The 17227-nt window shown below is 35.0% G+C and carries 20 protein-coding genes and 1 other RNA gene; 12 read left to right on the top strand and 9 right to left on the bottom strand.

All coding sequences use genetic code 11. The features are described 5' to 3' along the window. Positions 1-79: 79 nt before the first annotated feature. From ald to gatA, 4 genes are all read left to right on the top strand, one after another. Positions 80-1201: an alanine dehydrogenase gene (ald, locus tag HNP90_RS01745; RefSeq protein ID WP_011977145.1), complete on the top strand. Its 1122-nt coding sequence runs from the start codon at positions 80-82 to the stop codon at positions 1199-1201. Between the two features lie 57 nt (positions 1202-1258). Then, positions 1259-2380: an alanine racemase gene (gene alr / locus HNP90_RS01740; protein ID WP_011977144.1), complete on the top strand. Its 1122-nt coding sequence runs from the start codon at positions 1259-1261 to the stop codon at positions 2378-2380. Positions 2381-2594: 214 nt separating this feature from the next. Further along, complete coding sequence (gene agcS / locus HNP90_RS01735) at positions 2595-3956, top strand: sodium/alanine symporter AgcS (protein WP_011977143.1); 1362 nt, start codon at positions 2595-2597, stop codon at positions 3954-3956. A gap of 161 nt (positions 3957-4117) precedes the next feature. Then, positions 4118-5413, top strand: a complete 1296-nt coding sequence (gene gatA, locus HNP90_RS01730; RefSeq protein ID WP_011977142.1) for an Asp-tRNA(Asn)/Glu-tRNA(Gln) amidotransferase subunit GatA — start codon at positions 4118-4120, stop codon at positions 5411-5413. A 10-nt stretch (positions 5414-5423) separates the two neighbouring features. Here the strand turns inward: gatA and HNP90_RS01725 are convergent, their stop codons facing one another. The 4 genes from HNP90_RS01725 to HNP90_RS01710 form a co-directional block, all read right to left on the bottom strand. After that, positions 5424-5897 (bottom strand): hypothetical protein, encoded by a 474-nt coding sequence (locus HNP90_RS01725; RefSeq protein WP_011977141.1) that lies wholly within the window; start codon positions 5895-5897, stop codon positions 5424-5426. 50 nt (positions 5898-5947) lie between these two features. Continuing rightward, positions 5948-6706 (bottom strand): ABC transporter substrate-binding protein, encoded by a 759-nt coding sequence (locus tag HNP90_RS01720; protein WP_011977140.1) that lies wholly within the window; start codon positions 6704-6706, stop codon positions 5948-5950. Between the two features lie 213 nt (positions 6707-6919). Then, entirely contained in the window at positions 6920-7261 is a 342-nt protein-coding gene (locus HNP90_RS01715; RefSeq protein ID WP_011171453.1) for a DUF555 domain-containing protein, read from the bottom strand. A 20-nt stretch (positions 7262-7281) separates the two neighbouring features. Further along, the gene (locus HNP90_RS01710; protein ID WP_011977139.1) at positions 7282-7587 is read right to left on the bottom strand and encodes a DUF357 domain-containing protein; all 306 of its coding nucleotides are present in this window, start codon (positions 7585-7587) and stop codon (positions 7282-7284) included. Positions 7588-7837: 250 nt separating this feature from the next. On the opposite strand from HNP90_RS01710, the gene HNP90_RS01705 reads away from it, so the two are divergent. From HNP90_RS01705 to HNP90_RS01680, 6 genes are read left to right on the top strand one after another with little or no spacing between them, the layout of a single operon-like run. After that, complete coding sequence (locus tag HNP90_RS01705) at positions 7838-8368, top strand: pyruvate ferredoxin oxidoreductase subunit gamma (RefSeq protein ID WP_011977138.1); 531 nt, start codon at positions 7838-7840, stop codon at positions 8366-8368. A gap of 13 nt (positions 8369-8381) precedes the next feature. Beyond that, entirely contained in the window at positions 8382-8639 is a 258-nt protein-coding gene (gene porD / locus HNP90_RS01700) for a pyruvate synthase subunit PorD (protein WP_011977137.1), read from the top strand. Positions 8640-8660: 21 nt separating this feature from the next. After that, positions 8661-9824, top strand: a complete 1164-nt coding sequence (gene porA, locus HNP90_RS01695; protein WP_011977136.1) for a pyruvate synthase subunit PorA — start codon at positions 8661-8663, stop codon at positions 9822-9824. Between the two features lie 16 nt (positions 9825-9840). Then, the gene (gene porB, locus HNP90_RS01690; protein ID WP_011977135.1) at positions 9841-10737 is read left to right on the top strand and encodes a pyruvate synthase subunit PorB; all 897 of its coding nucleotides are present in this window, start codon (positions 9841-9843) and stop codon (positions 10735-10737) included. A 24-nt stretch (positions 10738-10761) separates the two neighbouring features. Continuing rightward, on the top strand, positions 10762-11265 hold the full coding sequence (locus HNP90_RS01685) for a 4Fe-4S dicluster domain-containing protein (protein ID WP_011977134.1): 504 nt from the start codon (positions 10762-10764) through the stop codon (positions 11263-11265). A 17-nt stretch (positions 11266-11282) separates the two neighbouring features. Then, a complete protein-coding gene (locus tag HNP90_RS01680; protein WP_011977133.1) occupies positions 11283-11699 on the top strand; it encodes a 4Fe-4S dicluster domain-containing protein in 417 nt (138 codons plus the stop codon). Between the two features lie 10 nt (positions 11700-11709). Here the strand turns inward: HNP90_RS01680 and HNP90_RS01675 are convergent, their stop codons facing one another. Further along, a complete protein-coding gene (locus HNP90_RS01675; RefSeq protein WP_011977132.1) occupies positions 11710-12201 on the bottom strand; it encodes a YfcE family phosphodiesterase in 492 nt (163 codons plus the stop codon). Between the two features lie 55 nt (positions 12202-12256). Beyond that, positions 12257-12571, bottom strand: an RNA gene (ffs, locus tag HNP90_RS01670) — signal recognition particle sRNA. 192 nt (positions 12572-12763) lie between these two features. Here ffs and ftsZ point away from each other — a divergent pair. Then, positions 12764-13861, top strand: coding sequence for a cell division protein FtsZ (ftsZ, locus tag HNP90_RS01665; RefSeq protein WP_011977131.1), 1098 nt, complete (start codon positions 12764-12766; stop codon positions 13859-13861). Between the two features lie 39 nt (positions 13862-13900). Further along, complete coding sequence (locus tag HNP90_RS01660) at positions 13901-14413, top strand: transcriptional regulator (protein WP_011977130.1); 513 nt, start codon at positions 13901-13903, stop codon at positions 14411-14413. A 7-nt stretch (positions 14414-14420) separates the two neighbouring features. Here the strand turns inward: HNP90_RS01660 and HNP90_RS01655 are convergent, their stop codons facing one another. The 3 genes from HNP90_RS01655 to pheS are packed head-to-tail and all read right to left on the bottom strand — an operon-like array spanning position 14421 to position 17209. Next, positions 14421-15203 carry a DUF1188 domain-containing protein gene (locus HNP90_RS01655; protein ID WP_011977129.1) on the bottom strand — a complete coding sequence of 261 codons (783 nt, stop codon included), beginning with the start codon at positions 15201-15203 and terminating at the stop codon, positions 14421-14423. Beyond that, complete coding sequence (locus tag HNP90_RS01650) at positions 15200-15679, bottom strand: DUF3236 domain-containing protein (RefSeq protein WP_011977128.1); 480 nt, start codon at positions 15677-15679, stop codon at positions 15200-15202. Before HNP90_RS01650 ends, HNP90_RS01655 begins: the two co-directional genes overlap by 4 nt. A 24-nt stretch (positions 15680-15703) precedes the next feature. Further along, positions 15704-17209, bottom strand: a complete 1506-nt coding sequence (gene pheS / locus HNP90_RS01645; protein ID WP_011977127.1) for a phenylalanine--tRNA ligase subunit alpha — start codon at positions 17207-17209, stop codon at positions 15704-15706. Positions 17210-17227: the final 18 nt, after the last annotated feature.

The raw sequence follows: 17227 nt of genomic DNA, 5'->3' as shown, positions 1-17227 counted from the left end.
GGATAAATACGATGTTGCCGTATTAGGTGGCAGTAACTTATGAAAAAAATGTAAAAAGTAGAGATAACGAGGGATTGACATGCTAATTGGAGTACCAAAAGAAATCAAAAACAATGAAAACAGGGTAGCTATCACACCAGCGGGTGTAGAGGCTTTCGTTTTAGCCGGACACAAAGTATACATCGAAAAAGCTGCAGGTCTTGGAAGCGCAATTACTGATGAAGAGTATGTATCTGCAGGTGCTGAAATATTGGAAACTGCAAAAGAAGTATTCGACATTGCAGAAATGATAATTAAAGTTAAAGAACCACTCGAATCAGAATTTGAACTTTTCAAAGAAGGACAAATATTATTCACATACTTGCACTTGGCACCAGAACCACAGCTCACAAAAGCACTTCTCGACAAAAAAATCACAGGAATTGCATACGAAACAGTTCAGCTCGATGACAGAAGCTTACCTCTTTTAACTCCAATGAGTGAAGTTGCAGGAAGAATGTCAATCCAACTCGGTGCACAATTCTTGGAAAAACAAGAAGGCGGTAAAGGTGTTTTATTAGGTGGTGTTCCTGGAGTAGAGCCTGCTGAAGTTGTAATTGTTGGTGGAGGAATCGTTGGTACAAACGCTGCAAAAATTGCAATCGGAATGGGTGCAAAAGTAACAATTTTAGATGTTAACACAAGAAGACTCGCATACTTAGACGAACTCTTTGGAAACAAAATCACAACTTTGATGTCAAACAGCTTCAACATTTCAAAAGCAGTTAAAAAAGCAGATTTACTCGTAGGATGTGTTTTAATCCCTGGTGCAAAAGCTCCAAAATTAGTTTCAGAAGAAATGGTTAAAACAATGCAGCCAGGTTCAGTAATTGTTGATGTTGCAATCGACCAAGGTGGATCAATCGAAACAATTGACAGAATCACAACCCACGACAACCCAACTTACGAAAAATACGGAGTTATTCACTACGCAGTTGCAAACATCCCTGGAGCAGTTGCAAGAACCTCAACGTTCGCGTTAACAAACGTTACACTCTCTTACGCATTACAGATCGCAAACAAAGGATACAAACAAGCATTAATTGAAAACCCTGCTTTATTAAAAGGATTAAACACAATCAACGGAAAAGTAACTTACGAAGCAGTTGCAAAAGCACACGATTTACCATACACTCCTGTGGAAAAAGCTATAAATGAATAATTATCTTATTTTTTATTCATTAAAAAGCAACATTTTTCAAGTTATAAGGTGGAGTTTATGGTTTCACATCCGATCTGGGCAGAAATTGATTTAAGCGCAATTAAAAACAATATCCAAGAAATAAGAAGAATTACAAACCCCAAATCCCAGGTAATGGCAGTAGTAAAGGCAAACGCTTATGGGCACGGTGCAATCGAAGTTTCAAAAGTATGTCTTGAAAATGGGGCCGATAGACTTGCAGTCGCACGTTCAACCGAAGCTCTTGAACTGAGAAATGCAGGAATAACGTGCCCTATACTCGTATTTGGTTATTGCACTGAAGAAGAAATTGAAAAAATGGTTGAAAATGATATAACTTTGACAGTTTATTCATTTGAAACTGCAGAATCAATTCAAAAAATTGCTGAGAAATTAGGAAAACATTCAAAAATCCATATCAAAGTAGATACTGGAATGGGAAGGCTTGGATTTCTGCCCAAAAAAGAAGCTATAGAAACCATAAAAAAAATCATGGAACTTAAAAATATCAAAATTGAAGGAATTTACACGCATTTTGCGGATGCCGACAATTCCGATAAATCATATACCACAATGCAATTTTCAAGATTTACGAATTTCTTACACAATCTTGAAGAAAATGAAATTTTTATTCCAATAAAACACGCATCAAATAGCGCTGCAATAATTGATCACCCCGAAACACATCTCAATCTAGTAAGGCCCGGAATTATCCTTTATGGACTTTACCCCTCAGAATTAGTCCATAAAGAACGAATTAATTTAAAACCTGCAATGAGTTTGAAGGTACTTATAACTCACGTAAAAGAAGTTCCAGAAAACACAAAAATAAGTTATGGATGCACATTTGAAACCAAAAAACCCTCAAAAATTGCTTCACTGCCAATAGGCTATGCCGATGGATTTACAAGAATGTTAAAGGATGGATACGTCTTGATTCACGGATCAAGAGTTCCAGTTATTGGTAGAATCTGTATGGATCAGTGCATGATCGATGTTTCAGATATTGAAAATGTCCAAGTGGGGGACGTTGTTACAATATTTGGAACTCAGGAAAACGAAAAAATCCCAATTGAAGAATTTGGAGAAAAATTGGGAACCATAAATTATGAACTCGTATGTATGGTGGCAGGTAGGGTTCCAAGAAAATACCTGCCATAATTCTTTTTTTTAGTCCCAACAATCTATAAATTCAAGTATTTAAATCCGTTACATTTATATAGTAATCTATATAATTTATATATTGCCGGAATATGAGTGCCGGTGACCACAGAATTCAAAATAAAAATTCATATAAATGACCTTTCACATAACTTGAAAGGTATATCTGTAATGATTGACCATTAAAAATTAAAAAAACTCGGAGTGGAAAATAGTGGATTTTGTTTCGCTTGTTTCAGTTGTTAACAGTTTTGTTTGGGGTCCCTATATGCTTGTACTCCTTTTGGGTACCGGGATCTTTTTAACACTCAGATTGGGTTTCATGCAAATCCATACATTGCCATACGCATTAAAACTTGCATTTTCAAAACATCAGGACGAAACCTCAGAAGGGGACATCTCACACTTTCAGGCACTGATGACTGCGCTTGCAGCAACAATCGGTACAGGAAACATCGCAGGGGTTGCAACAGCATACGTTCTCGGTGGACCTGGAGCAATATTCTGGATGTGGGTCACCGCATTCTTTGGAATGGCTACAAAATATGCAGAAGCAGTTCTTGCAATTAAATACAGAACCGTTGACGACAACGGTGAAATGGCAGGAGGTCCAATGTACTTCCTTGAAAAAGGTCTTCCAAACCACGGACTTGGAAAAATTTTAGGGGTTGCATTTGCATTCTTCGGTGCGTTTGCTGCATTTGGTATTGGTAACATGGTTCAAACGAACTCAGTTGCTGATGCAGTGGCTTCAAACTTCGGTATTGATCCATTAGTTACAGGATTTGTTCTCGCATTATTAACTGCGGCAGTTATTTTAGGCGGTATTAAAAGTATTGGTAAAGCTACAGGAATTATCGTACCTTTCATGGCCGTATTTTACATATTGGGTGGATTAGCAATTCTTTTAATGAACTTAGGCTACGTTATCCCAGCGTTTGTAACAATCGTTTCTTCAGCATTTAACTTCGATGCAGGATTCGGTGCATTAATCGGTACCGCAATCATGTGGGGGGTTAAAAGAGGTGTATTTTCAAACGAAGCAGGTCTTGGTTCCGCACCAATTGCAGCAGCAGCTGCTAAAACAGACCACCCTGGAAGACAGGCATTAGTTTCAATGACTGGTACATTCCTCGATACAATTATTGTATGTTCAATTACAGGATTAGTTTTAACAATCGCAGGTTTAAAAGCATTCCCTGGTCTTTCTGACTTGACGGGTGCAACTTTAACCGCAGCTTCATTTGATGCATTGATGCCAATGGGTGGAATGATTGTTACAATCGGTTTGATCTTCTTCGCATACTCAACAGTTCTTGGATGGTCATACTACGGTGAAAAATGTTTCGAATATTTAATCGGTACAAAAGGAATTAGGCTCTACAGAATTGCATTCGTTTTAGTTGCTTTCTGGGGTGCAACCGCAAGCTTACCACTTGTATGGGACATTGCAGATACATTAAACGGTGCAATGGCAATTCCAAACTTGATCGGTTTATTATTACTTTCCGGAGTAGTTGTTAGCGAAACAAAAGCTTTCAACGAAATAAGGAAAAATGAACTTAAAAAAGCTTAAATTAAATAATTATCAATTAAATTCTTTTTTTATATACTATATTTTAAGGAGCTAATTCAAATACGTGATTTTTAATTTAGAGTTTTAATGATATCTTGCCTCAATACTTTTTTATACGTAAAATGGATAAATCTATAGGATTTGTAATTTAGGTGATTTAAATGATTACTGACAGAGTTTCCGATTACTTGGAAAAAATCGAGAAGTCTGATGTTAATGCTTTTATCGATGTTAACAGCGAGAAAGTTCTAAAAGAAGCAGAAGAACTGGAAAAAAACGACGCTCTTAAGAATAAACCGCTTTATGGGAAAATAGTTGCAGTAAAATCCAACATAAATGTAAAAGGCTACAAAATATCATGTGCATCAAAAACGCTTGATAACTATATTGGAACTTATGATGCAACAGTGGTTAAAAAATTAAGATCCCAAGGGGCACTTATTGTCGGAATGACGAACATGGATGAGTTTGCAAGTGGAAGCAGTGGTGAAACTTCTTACTTTGGCCCAACAAAAAACCCGGCAGCAATGGATAGAATTCCTGGTGGAAGTAGCTCTGGAAGCGCTGCTGCAGTTGCTGCAGATCTTTGTGACATGGCAATTGGAAGTGACACTGGAGGCAGTATCAGAAACCCTGCAAGCCACTGTGGAATTGTTGGATTCAAACCTTCCTATGGTGTAGTATCAAGACAGGGTTTGTGTGATCTTGCAATGAGTTTTGACCAGATTGGCCCATTAACAAAAAATGCAGAAGATGCATTAGTTTTAACAAACGCAATAAAAGGTATTGATAGGTCTGACAGCACTTCACTCGAAACACCGAAATTCGAAAAAAAGGATATTTCAAATTACAAAGTCGGTGTCGTAAAAGAATTCATGGATGTAACTGATGAAAAAATCAGAAACGAAATTGAAAAAGGAATTGAAGTTTTCAAAGACATGGGCTGTAAAATTGTTGATTTAAGCTACAAATATATTGATCTTGCTCTTCCAACTTACTATCTCATAAACTACGTTGAATTCTTCTCTGCAACAAGAAAATACGACGGAAGACGGTACGGAGAATTCATCGAAGAAGCTTGTGGTGAAGAAGTTTTAAGACGGATATTGATTGGAAAACACATCAGTGAACAGGAATTCAGTGGAAAATACTACAAAAAAGCACTTCAGGCAAGAAAATCAATGAAGAAAGAAATGCTTGGATTATTCAACAGTGCTGATTTGATAGTTGGCCCAACTGTACCAAAACTCCCACACAAACTCGGTGAAAACTTATCACCAATGGAAATGTACGCATATGACGTTTTAACGGTTCCAACAAACATCTGTGGAATATGTTCAGGCGTTGTTAGATGTGGAAATATTAGCGGGGTTCCAGTAGGGCTACAAATCCAAGGGGCGCCGCTTGAAGATGAAAAAGTACTCAGTGCAATGATTGAATTTGAAAAAAATTATTAAATTATTTTTTTTATTGATTTTTAGTTGTTGATAGTTTGTTCGCTACTTTCATAAATATTCGATATATCGACTTTATTGAAGTTTTATTAGGTAACATTGCTGAATAAACGATTTCAAAATTATTTTCAAACATTTTTAATTCTGACGGTTTTAAAAGTAAATATTTGATTCCAAATTTTTCTGATTTTAATGTGGCAAACATCGTATAATGTTCATCATGAGGTTTTAAATATGTCCATTTTTTGTAATATTTAAATAATTCCAAAATGTTTTTTTCACTATTTAATAGCGAGATAGAATCAAGTTCGTTTTCAAGGATTCTAAACATATGCATGGTATCCATTACCAAATCAAGATAAAGCATTGGATCGACCGTTTTAAAGTCTGAATTCATGATTTTAGAGAAATTTTGAGTGTAGCTTAAAAATTCAGATGATATTTTAGTATTTTTTACAACTGAATATTCCATTATATCGTTAATCATGGTATCTCCCCTCTAATTATGATTTTCCCTATATATCTAAAATAATTAAATTATAGAGATTTTTCTAAATCTCCAAACCATTTATCGTATATTTCATGATACGTTCCATCTTCTTCCATTTCTAGAAGAATTTCATCGATTTTTTCAGTTAATTCTGGATTTTTGGAATTTATTGCGATACTTATGTACTTAATATCTAGTTCTTGAACGAATTTTAACGAATCATTTTCTTTTTGAATATAATTTAAGTGGTGTTTATCTGAAATTGCAGCATCTATATTTCCAGATGTGAGATCATTTTCGATATCCTCTAGATTATCGTAAGTTACTATTTCAAAATTCATACTTCTAAGCAGATATTTTGCTTTTTCTTCAGCTTCAGAATTTTTGAGTACTCCTATTTTTTTATCTTTTAAATCTTCGAGTCTGAAGTATTTTTGGCTTTTTTCACACATTATAACTTCATATGTGCTAAGATAAGTTCTTGAATATTCTATGTCGTCATTTTTCGGAGATAAAAAATTTGAAGATATTGCACAGTCTATTTTTTTGTTTTTCACTGCTTCATAGGGTTCGTTGGTATGGTTATAAACTATAAATTCAGGAGTTAATTCCATTCTTTTCGCTATTTCATTTATTAAATCAATCTCAAACCCTCTCAATTCACCGTTTTCTTCGTAAGTATATGGCGGTAGATCAGGGTATGCCCCAACAGATAAAATGTCAGTAATTTGATATTCGTCTTCAATATCCACAACGTTTGCAAGTGGGCTGAGTAGTGTTATAATTAATATATATAATGATTTCATAACTCACCAGTTCCAATGTTCTATTTTTTATTCCTATTTTATGAATATTATATCTTAATTTACGTACTATAATGTACTAATGAGGGCCTAATTTATATAACTTTCTGAAAAAAATGTCATAATTGATCATTATAATCAACAAAAAAAGAGTAATACACGTTAAAAATTAAATTTGCACCAAAAAATTATTTTAAACTTAAAAAAAGAAAAAAATTAGATTTCTACAACATCCACGTCTTCTAACGGGATATCTTTTAAAGCCCTTCCGATTGATGATTTTGCAATCCTTACTGCGTGTTCAGGACTTTCTGCATTAAAAACTTTCATCGAAAGTAAAATACCTACAATTGCAGTTTTTGCAACCACAAGTACACAATCAATTGGTTCACCACATTTTGGACATATGGTAAGTCCAACGTCAATGTCTACGTAATCTAAGCTTCCTTTGTTTAATAGTTTTCCAATTTGGGATATTGCAACCCCTATTGCATCTTCTACGTCTTCAACATTTTTCGCAATGTATGAAGCCTGTAATGTTACGTGGTAATTTCCCATGTTATCTCACCGAAATCTCGCTATTTTGCTAGTGTAAATCTCACGTCGTCGTCTCCTACATTAAAAATTCCGAGCCGTGCTCCGGCATCAATCCAGCCGTAAGCATAATTCAACGAAGCGAATGCATTTATATAATCCCCTTTATCTATAAATGTTTTTGCATCTTCAAAATAGCAATCGATCATTACCAAAAAGTCGGAAGCTACATCTGACAGAAGACTTTTTTCAGGAGGTAATCCGTTTTTTATAATCGATATTGCTTCTTTGGTTCTTTCAAAATAATTAGCTATTTTTTCGTCAGTAATAATATTATCAATTTCTGTCATTTAATCACAAAATCAACTTTTTTATATTCCATTTTAATTCATTTTCACGATTAACACATTTATACATAACTATATACTCATAAAAATTTAGAAAAATTAAAACGTTAAATAACGTAATATTTTAGTATATTTTTAGGAATTTATTCGACGATAGGTGGATAGTGAAAACATTTATATAATAATAATTGTAACGATTAATCATGATGATTATGAATTTGGTTTCATTGCAGAGGTCATTTGAGGTGAATTAATGATAGAAGTTAGATTCCACGGAAGAGGGGGACAGGGTGCAGTAACGGCTGCTCAAATTCTTGCTAAAGCTGCATTCTACGACGGTAAGTCCTGCCAGGCTTTTCCATTCTTTGGTGTGGAAAGAAGAGGGGCTCCCGTAATGGCATTTACAAGAATTGACGATGAGAAAATAAGATTGAGAAGCCAGATTTATGAACCAGATTATGTAATTGTACAGGATCCAACACTGATGGATTCAGTAGATGTTACAAGTGGGCTCAAAAATGGTGGAAAAATATTGATAAACACATTAAAAGACATAAAACTTAATGGTTACGATGTTCAAACAATAGATGCTACAGGAATCGCATTAGAAGTTCTTGGAGTTCCTATCGTAAACACGACGCTTTGTGGGGCTTTTGCTGGAATTACTGGAGAAGTTACTATTGAATCCCTTAAAAAAGCAATTTTAGAAACATTTCCTGGTAAATTAGGACCTAAAAATGCAGAAGCGGCTGAAAAAGCATACAATCTAACAAAAGGTCTGTAATTAAGGTGATTATATGGTAAACACAGGAACGATTATTTATGAACCTGGAAGTTCAGCAAATAATAAAACTGGAAGCTGGAGAGTATTCAAACCAGTTTTAGACCAAGATAAATGTGTAAAATGTGAAAATTGTTACATTTTCTGTCCTGAAGGATGTATACAAGAAAAAGACGGAAAATTCGAAATCGATTACGATTACTGTAAAGGATGTCTCATTTGCGAGAAAGAATGCCCTGTAAAAGCGATAAAAACAGAAAGGGAAGAAAAATAACACTGATTTAAGGAGGATATCATGTCTGAAGTTAAGGTTATCACAGGAACTTCTGCAGCTGCCGAAGCTGCAAAACTTGCAGATGTAGATGTTATTGCAGCATATCCAATTACGCCGCAGACCACATGTGTAGAAAAGCTTGCAGATTTTGTAGCTAATGGTGAATTAGATGCAGAATATATCAAAGTAGAAAGTGAGCATTCTGCAATGAGTGCAAGTATTGCGGCAAGTGCAACGGGTGCAAGAACATTTACTGCAACATCATCACAAGGTTTAGCATTAATGCACGAAGTTTTATTTGCAGCAGCAGGAATGAGGGTTCCAGTTGTAATGATGAATGCAAACAGGGCATTATCTGCACCAATCAATATTTGGAATGACCAGCAAGACAGTTTATCTCAAAGAGATACTGGATGGATTCAACTATATGCTGAAGATAATCAGGAAGTTTTAGATTTGGTTATCCAGGCATTTAAAATTGCAGAAGATGAAAAAGTTCTTCTTCCAGTTATGGTAAATTTAGACGGTTTTATTTTAACACACACTGTAGAACCAGTTACTCTTCCAAAACGGGAAACTGTACTCGATTTTATCGGAACTTATGAACCAAAACATGCATACTTGGACCCTAAAAAACCAATGACACAAGGTGCGCTTGGTGATCCAAACTACTACATGGAAACCAGATATGCAATAGAAACTGCAATGAGAAACGCTGAAAAAGTTATTGCAGATGTTCACGATGCTTTTGCAGAAAAATTCAACAGAGCTTACGGAAACGGGCTTATTGAAAGTTACAATTTGGAAAAAGCAGAAAACGTAATTATTGCAATGGGTTCAATTTGTGGAACAATAAAAGATATGATCGACCTTAAGAAAAAAGAAGGCGTAGAAATCGGTTTATTAAAAATAAGATGCTACAGACCACTTCCTGTTGAAATGATTAAAGATGCACTTAAAAATGCTAAGAATGTTGCAATTCTTGATAAAAGCATAAGCCTTGGTATGAACAAAGGTGCAATTTATGCGGATGTTGCATCCCATTTAAAGGATAAAAAGACTGTAAACTATATCGTTGGTCTTGGTGGAAGAGATATTACTTCTGAAGATATTTTAGGAATTTATGCGGATGTAGAAACATCTGAAGACGGAAAAACAAACTGGGTCGGATTGAAGGAAGAATAATTTATTTGGTGATATTATGACTGGAAGCCAATTTCCAAGAGAAGAATTATTTGCTCCAGGACACAGGGGCTGTGCAGGTTGTGGTGCAGCAATTGTCGCAAGACTCGCTTTAAAAGCTGCTGGAAAAAATACCATCGTTGCAAATGCTACAGGCTGTCTTGAGGTTATGACAACGCCCTATCCTGAAACTGCGTGGAGAGTTCCTTGGGTTCACGTTGCATTTGAAAATGCTGCTGCAGTAGCAAGCGGTATTGAAGGAGCTGTGGCTGCTTTAAAAAGAAAGAAAGGAAAATACGGTGAAGAAAAAGTAAACGTCATTGCATTTGGTGGTGACGGCGGTACTGCAGATATCGGCTTTCAAGCACTCAGTGGTGCAATGGAAAGGGGACACGATATGGTCTACATAATGTATGATAACGAAGCTTACATGAACACGGGGGTTCAAAGAAGTGGTTCAACACCGTTCATGGCTTCAACAACGACTTCGCCTGCTGGAAGCCATATCCGTGGAGAAAACAGACCTAAAAAAGACATGCCAATGATCATGGCTGCTCACGGAATTCCTTACGTTGCAACAGCATCAATAAGCTACCCAGAAGACTTCATGAAGAAAGTTAAAAAAGCATGTGAAGTAAATGGTCCAGCATTTATACAGGTACTTCAGCCGTGTACTACCGGTTGGGGATACCCTGCTGAAAACACAATTGAAATGGGCAGACTTGCAGTTGAAACTGGTGTTTGGCCACTTTTCGAGATTGAAAATGGCGAATTTAAGTTAAACTACAGGCCATTGAAAAGAAAACCAATTGAAGAATATTTAAAAGTTCAGAAAAGATATAGACACTTAAAACCCGAAGATATTTCAGTAATTCAAAAGACCATCGACATGAAATGCGACGAATACGGTCTTTAATAATATATTTTTTAAGGTGCGATCATGAAGAAAGTAATGATGGTTAACGAAGCTTGTGATAACTGCGGGGATTGTGTTAAAGCATGTTCTGAAGTTCACGAAGTTAGTGGAATCAGCATTTGGGAGCACGAAGGAAGATACTTGCCAGTAGTATGCCAGCACTGTACCTCATCACCATGCATGGAAGTATGTCCTGTTTCTGCCATCGAATCAAAAGATGGCGTAATTTACCTCGATAAAGAATCCTGCATTGGATGTGGACTCTGTGCAATGGCATGTCCTTTTGGTGCAATATATATCAGCGGAAAGACTGCACACAAGTGCGATTTGTGTTATGGTAGAGATGAACAGGCATGTGTTAAAGCATGCAGTAAAAGATGTCTCGAAGTTGTAAATGTTGATGAATTAGTAATGGATAAGAAATTGAAAAATATTGAAAATTTAACAGTTTTAGGTCCTAAAGGAAAATCCAAAAATAAAAAAGGACTTCTTTCTTTAGTTACTGCATCATCAAGATGTAATCCTTAAAATAATCTGGTGAAGTTATGAAGGTAATGCCAAATATTGACTTATGCGTAGATTGCAAAAAGTGTGAAAGGGCATGTCCTATAAATGCAATTCATGTGTTTGATGGAATTCCAATTAGATGCATGCATTGTGAAGACGCGCCATGTCTTAATGCATGTCCTGAAGATGCAATCAAAAAAATAGACGATAAGGTTATAATAGAACCTGAAAAATGTATTGGATGTGCATTATGTGCTGAAGTATGCCCTGTTGGAGCAATACAAATTGATAAATGCACAAAAGTTGCAGTAAAATGTGATGGTTGTATTGAAAGAGGCAGTGAGATATGCCTTGAAGTATGCCCTACAAAGGCACTCGATTACTACGAAAATACAATTGAAAACAAAAGAGCGGAACTTGTTTCAAAACTTAAGAAATTAACTTCAAGAAAATAAATTTATTTTTTTATTTTATGGGAATTAACTCTGCATCAACTTTTTTATCTTCTATTTTTAATTTCATAATGGTTTTTAACGGATATCGTGGAACAGTTGGGCTTCCAGGATTTAAAAGCAGTATTTTTTTATTTTCAACAGTTATTTCTTTGATCATTGGAACGTGAGTATGTCCAGAAATTAAAATATCCCAATTTTTTTCAAGGCACAGATATTTCATTTTTAAAGTATCGCCTCTTGGATGGATCTGGTTTCCATGTATTATTCCTATTTTAAAGTTTTCAATGATTAATTCACGTTCTTTTGGATAATTCATAGAATCCATATTGCCAGAAACAACTGAAATTTTACTAATTTTTTCTAAATCTTTTAAAACAGATTCAGACGTTACATCACCGCAGTGTATTATCAAATCTACATCTGAAAAATGTTCAAAAATTTCTTTTGGAAGTTTTTTAGCTCTTTCTGGAATGTGCGTATCTGAAATGAGTCCGATAATCATTGTGTACCTTAAAAAAACTTGAAAAATTGAATAATTATAAAAATCTCTTAAAATAAAAGTGGCTTCCTTGAGGTGGGTAATAAACCCTGAAACCCATTTTACCCCAAGTCCTGCTCGATTCCGCAACCCTCTGAGCGTTGAAGTTCTCTCTACCGCTGCTCCCTTCCGGGCCTGACGGGGTTCGAAAGATAAGGGAGGTTTGTCTTTTTCTTCCAAAAAAGGTTCCTCCTCCATCTTACCCCAAAGGACGAAATGTCTACACAAAACTTGAGAATGAATGACAGAATTTAAAACCGCCCTCAAGTTTTCGGCTCTCGCAAAGGCGATTTCGAGTTACAGGAAACGCCTAACTTCCCAGCCTAGCCACATCAAGGTTTAAGTGTTTAGGTTTATATACCTTACGATAATATTTAATAATATTAATAATGAGAGGGATGTAAAAACCATATAAAAACTATTATATAGCATAAAAGAGGGTATATATTTAGTAAAAACAATTTTTTGACTGTTAATATACTAAAAGTAATTTACACAACCATCTTCACCGCTTTGGAGGATTAATATGAGACTTGTTAAAGAAGCTTTGGCCAAAAATAATGATGAACTTTACAATACCCAAATGTCAAAAGACGATTTTGGAAATGCAAAAATTCTTGTTGTTGGATGTGGTGGTGCTGGAAACAATACAATTCACAGGTTAAGTGAGATTGGTATTGAGGGTGCGGAAACCATTGCAATTAACACGGATAAACAGCATTTAGAGCACATAAATGCTGACAAAAAAATATTAATTGGTTCAACCCTTACAAGAGGTCTCGGTGCAGGTGGATATCCAGAAATCGGAAAAAAATCCGCTGAACTAGCTAAAAACGTTCTTGAAGATGTTATAAAAAGTGCAGATTTAATATTCGTTTCAGCAGGAATGGGTGGTGGAACAGGTACGGGTTCCGCTCCAGTTGTAGCTGAAATTGCAAAAGAAAATGGTGCTGTAGTTATCGGAGTTGTAACTTATCCATTCAAAATTGAAAGAGCAAGACTTAAAAAAGCTGATGAAGGTCTCAGAAGACTTACCGAAAGCTGTGATACTGTTATCGTAATTGACAACAACAGACTTGTTGATTTTGTTCCAAACTTACCTATGAACGAGGCTTTCAGGGTAGCTGATGAAATCATTGCTCAAGCGGTCAAAGGAATTACTGAAACAATTTCATTAAAGAGCTTGATTAATATTGACTACGCAGATGTCAAAGCGGTTATGACAAACGGTGGGGTCGCAATGATTGGTGTTGGTGAAGTTGACTTTGATACCAAAGGTGACAGGGTAGACAAAGTTGTAAAAGACACATTACAGTGCCCACTTTTAGATATCGACTACAAAGGAGCAACCGGTGCGTTAATACACATAACGGGTGGCCCCGATTTAACTCTTGGTGAAGCTAACAGAATCGGTGAAGGAATCACAAGCAGCATGGATATAAATGCTAACGTTATCTGGGGTGCAAGACTTGATCCTTCAATGGATGGTGCAATAAGAGTAATGGCAATCATTACAGGAGTTAGATCTCCAAATATAATTGGCGGTGGAAGATCCCCTCAAAAAATAATTCCAAGTTCGGCCAATAGGTCCAAAGGATCCCTTGGAATTGATTACATAGTATAATTTTAAAAATTTTTCTTTTTTATTTTTTAGGTGGGACCTATGCGGGCGCATGAACGACTTTTATTGAGTGTGGGTTCAGATAAGTTTACGGATGAATTTAAAAAGGTTCTTCTTGAACTGGATGTTCCATTAAAGGAATTTTCTGAAATATCTGATATACCTTACAGTACACTTTATAAAATCACGAATGAAAAGGATTTTCGAGTATCAACTCTTAAAAAAATTATAAATACTGTAAAAAGCTTTGAAGAAGAAGATTCTTCGGAAGATAAAATAGCCCTGATTGCAGCAAGGCCATCACTTAATAAAATAAGCACAAAAAGGATAGCAGTAAATGGAAAAACCTATCTTTTAAAAGAATACCCTGCAAGCACGCTCGAAGAATGTATAGTTTCGGCAATATATGCAGAAAGAGAGGGTGTAAAAGCAATAGTTTGTGCCCCAATTGTAAGTACGAGCATTGAAAAGGTTGTAAGAATTCCGGTTGCAGTTATCATTGCAGAAAAAAATGCATTTATGGAAGCGCTAGAAATTGTTGTGTCAAAGATTTAAAAAAGAATTAAATTTCTTTTACAAAAGAGTTTACTCTTGAAATATTTTTGGAAAGTGTTTCTTCAAGTTCGTATTCGACGTGGTCTATCGAGCTTACTGTTATTGCAGGCATGTTCAATTCAGTTAAAAACTTTTTTACGTTTTTTTCATGGAAAACGGTTCCTTCAAAGTATTTTAAATTTGGAATCGTGTACAAAACACCATCTATTTCATTAATTTCCCTGCAAGAATCCATAATTATATCGACAACAAGTGTCATGGTTCCAGAAGTTTTTGAAAATTTAGATGACCTGTAAGTTTTTAGAATTCCCTTTTTAGTTCCAACACAGAGTCTTTTATTGGTATTGTCTATTTTTGAGATTCCTTTATCGTGGTTTCCTTTTGGATCTTCAACGATCAATACTTTTGGATTGAATTTTGAAAGTAAATCTGGAGATAATCCTCCAAGTCCGGTTAAATCAATTACTAAATCTGGATTTATTGAATTTCCGTTTCTCAATTCAAGCTGTAATTTGTTTAAGTCCATAAATTTTATTCCTTCGTTAATCAATATATCTTTTAAATGGGGCTGGATATCAACAATAATTACTTCATCACAGTCTTTTAAAAGGGTGTATGCAATATAACTTCCTGAAAGATAAGCACCGAAAACAATGGCCTTTTTAAACTCTTCTCCTTCTAAGAAGTATTTAATTGCATTTGCCTTTTTTTCAACAACATCTGAAACAATATCTTTTATCTTTATTTTTGATCTAGTGGTTTTTACGCTTTCGGTAATTCCGTAATTCATTTTTTCACCATAATACCGATTCTTTCAAGAGCATTAATTAATTCCAACTCGACTGTTTTTTCTATCGGATTTTTATGAATAATAGATGAAGGGGAAACAGATCCTGTTAAAATTCTTCCCTTTTTATCCAGGATAATAAGAAGAGATCCAGAACCTGGAATTCCAAGCCTTCCTCTTGATACTACAATGTCTGCATTTGAAGAATCTACAGCAATTAGTCCCTTGTTTAATGCAGGCATTCTGGTTAAATCTGCAGAATTTGTTGGAATTTCAATCATTGATATATCTGCATCTGTAATCTTTGAGATAATATCGGATACTACTTTAAATTTCTTTTCATTTCGCGTTGCAACAACAACGCTTTTTGCACTTTTGATGGTGCTTTGTATGGCTTCAATTTCTTCAAATTTATCTCCAAAGCGTGCATTGTTTATGGATTCATCATAAGCACATTTAATTGTTTTTTCTATATTCATGGAGATCCTCTTAAAATATTATAACTATTTTTCACTAACTGCAGTTTTTTTAAGCCATTCTATGTCGTTTTTGTGAAGTTCACGAATATCTGTAAGGCCAAGTCTTAACATTGCAAGCCTGCTTAGCCCAATTCCCCATGCAAGAACTGGTTTTTTAATTCCAAAGGGCTCTAAAACCTCAGGTCTGAATACTCCCGCACCTAAAAGTTCAAGCCAGCCTTTCCCTTCCATGTAAACTTCAGCTTCAAGCGAAGGTTCCGTAAATGGGAAGTATGCAGGCCTTATTCTTACTTTTTCAAATCCTAATTTTCTCAAAAATTCTTTTAAAACTCCAACAAGGTTGTCAAAGTTAACATCCTCTGCCATTACGATTCCTTCGCACTGATAAAATTCAGGCAAGTGTTTGTAGTCGATTGTTTCGTTTCTAAATACTCTATCGATACAGAATACTTTTTGAGGGTTTTCTCTTTCAGTTTCAGAAAGTGACGCTAGATATTTTATTGATGAAACAGTCGTGTGGGTTCTTAAAACTGTTCTTTCAGAAACTTTTTCATCAAATTTGTAGCACCAGCCCTTTGAAATTTTTTCGCTGCCAATGGTTCCACATTCGTGAATTCCTTTTACCTTTTCAAGCAGATCTTTTGGAACAATGCCTGTGTTTGGGTATTTTACAAAGAATGTATCTTGCATATCTCTTGCAGGGTGGTCTTGAGGTTCAAACAAGGTATCAAAGTTCCAAAATTCCGTTTGGACAATCTGGCTTTTTACTTCTTTAAAACCCATTGATATCAAAACTTCATTCACTTCCTGAATTATTTTTGACATCGGGTGCGCTTTTACAGGATAAATTTCTTCAGTTGGAATTTTTGCATCATATGGCCTAATTGTATAGTCATTCCATTTTCCACTTACAATCATTTCTCTTGTAAGCTGGGTGATTTCTTCTTTTATTTCGATTGGATTTTTAATAAAATCAATTCCTGCACTTTTAAGTTCAAAACTTCTATCGACTACTTCGTTTATTTTTAAAAAACCTCTTTTTTTCAGGTTTTCAATTATTTTAACTTCATCTTCAGAATAATTTGATAAATTGAAATCTTCTGAAACTTTTTTCAATACTTCTTCTTCATTATCTTTGTAATCTAAATTTTTAAATACGATATTTCCTTTATCGATTGTAACTAATTCCTTTTTCTTTAAATTACCAAGTGCGGCCCCTGTTTCATCCTTTTCTAAAATTTTTGAAAGGTCTTTTATTGGGATTGATTCTAAATTATTTTCTTTGATATAATTTGCAACTTTTCTCTCAGGAATTTCAGAATCTAGGGAATTTTTACCAAGTTCGGTTAATTCACACACTCTGGTTTTATTTTCAATAATTTCAAGAAAATCTCGTCCAGAAAGCCAAAACGCTGCTCTCATGACTTTTTCTTTTTCAATATATTCTGAAAGCTCTTCTAAATTCATTATTTTTTTATTCGAGTCCTGAAATGCTTTTAATAATCTTTTCTCATCATTGTGAAGTTCCATAATTTTCACCCTTATAAA

Origin of the sequence: Methanococcus maripaludis, assembly GCF_013760955.1 — an archaeon.
In the GTDB taxonomy this organism is placed as follows: Archaea; AGJL01; Methanococci; order Methanococcales; family Methanococcaceae; genus Methanococcus; species Methanococcus maripaludis_A.
This window is presented reverse-complemented; position numbering and strand designations above follow the sequence as displayed.

Bases quoted from the DNA above. Each gene is read 5' to 3' on its own strand.
- porA (WP_011977136.1), top strand. From the start codon at position 8,661: ATGTCTGAAGTTAAGGTTATCACAGGAACTTCTGCAGCTGCCGAAGCT.
- HNP90_RS01715 (WP_011171453.1), bottom strand. From the start codon at position 7,261: ATGGGAAATTACCACGTAACATTACAGGCTTCATACATTGCGAAAAAT.
- HNP90_RS01680 (WP_011977133.1), top strand. From the start codon at position 11,283: ATGAAGGTAATGCCAAATATTGACTTATGCGTAGATTGCAAAAAGTGT.
- HNP90_RS01685 (WP_011977134.1), top strand. From the start codon at position 10,762: ATGAAGAAAGTAATGATGGTTAACGAAGCTTGTGATAACTGCGGGGAT.
- HNP90_RS01705 (WP_011977138.1), top strand. From the start codon at position 7,838: ATGATAGAAGTTAGATTCCACGGAAGAGGGGGACAGGGTGCAGTAACG.
- pheS (WP_011977127.1), bottom strand. From the start codon at position 17,209: ATGGAACTTCACAATGATGAGAAAAGATTATTAAAAGCATTTCAGGAC.
- alr (WP_011977144.1), top strand. From the start codon at position 1,259: ATGGTTTCACATCCGATCTGGGCAGAAATTGATTTAAGCGCAATTAAA.
- porD (WP_011977137.1), top strand. From the start codon at position 8,382: ATGGTAAACACAGGAACGATTATTTATGAACCTGGAAGTTCAGCAAAT.
- HNP90_RS01650 (WP_011977128.1), bottom strand. From the start codon at position 15,679: ATGAATATAGAAAAAACAATTAAATGTGCTTATGATGAATCCATAAAC.
- gatA (WP_011977142.1), top strand. From the start codon at position 4,118: ATGATTACTGACAGAGTTTCCGATTACTTGGAAAAAATCGAGAAGTCT.
- HNP90_RS01655 (WP_011977129.1), bottom strand. From the start codon at position 15,203: ATGAATTACGGAATTACCGAAAGCGTAAAAACCACTAGATCAAAAATA.
- porB (WP_011977135.1), top strand. From the start codon at position 9,841: ATGACTGGAAGCCAATTTCCAAGAGAAGAATTATTTGCTCCAGGACAC.
- HNP90_RS01660 (WP_011977130.1), top strand. From the start codon at position 13,901: ATGCGGGCGCATGAACGACTTTTATTGAGTGTGGGTTCAGATAAGTTT.
- HNP90_RS01720 (WP_011977140.1), bottom strand. From the start codon at position 6,706: ATGAAATCATTATATATATTAATTATAACACTACTCAGCCCACTTGCA.
- ftsZ (WP_011977131.1), top strand. From the start codon at position 12,764: ATGAGACTTGTTAAAGAAGCTTTGGCCAAAAATAATGATGAACTTTAC.
- ald (WP_011977145.1), top strand. From the start codon at position 80: ATGCTAATTGGAGTACCAAAAGAAATCAAAAACAATGAAAACAGGGTA.
- HNP90_RS01710 (WP_011977139.1), bottom strand. From the start codon at position 7,587: ATGACAGAAATTGATAATATTATTACTGACGAAAAAATAGCTAATTAT.
- HNP90_RS01725 (WP_011977141.1), bottom strand. From the start codon at position 5,897: ATGATTAACGATATAATGGAATATTCAGTTGTAAAAAATACTAAAATA.
- HNP90_RS01675 (WP_011977132.1), bottom strand. From the start codon at position 12,201: ATGATTATCGGACTCATTTCAGATACGCACATTCCAGAAAGAGCTAAA.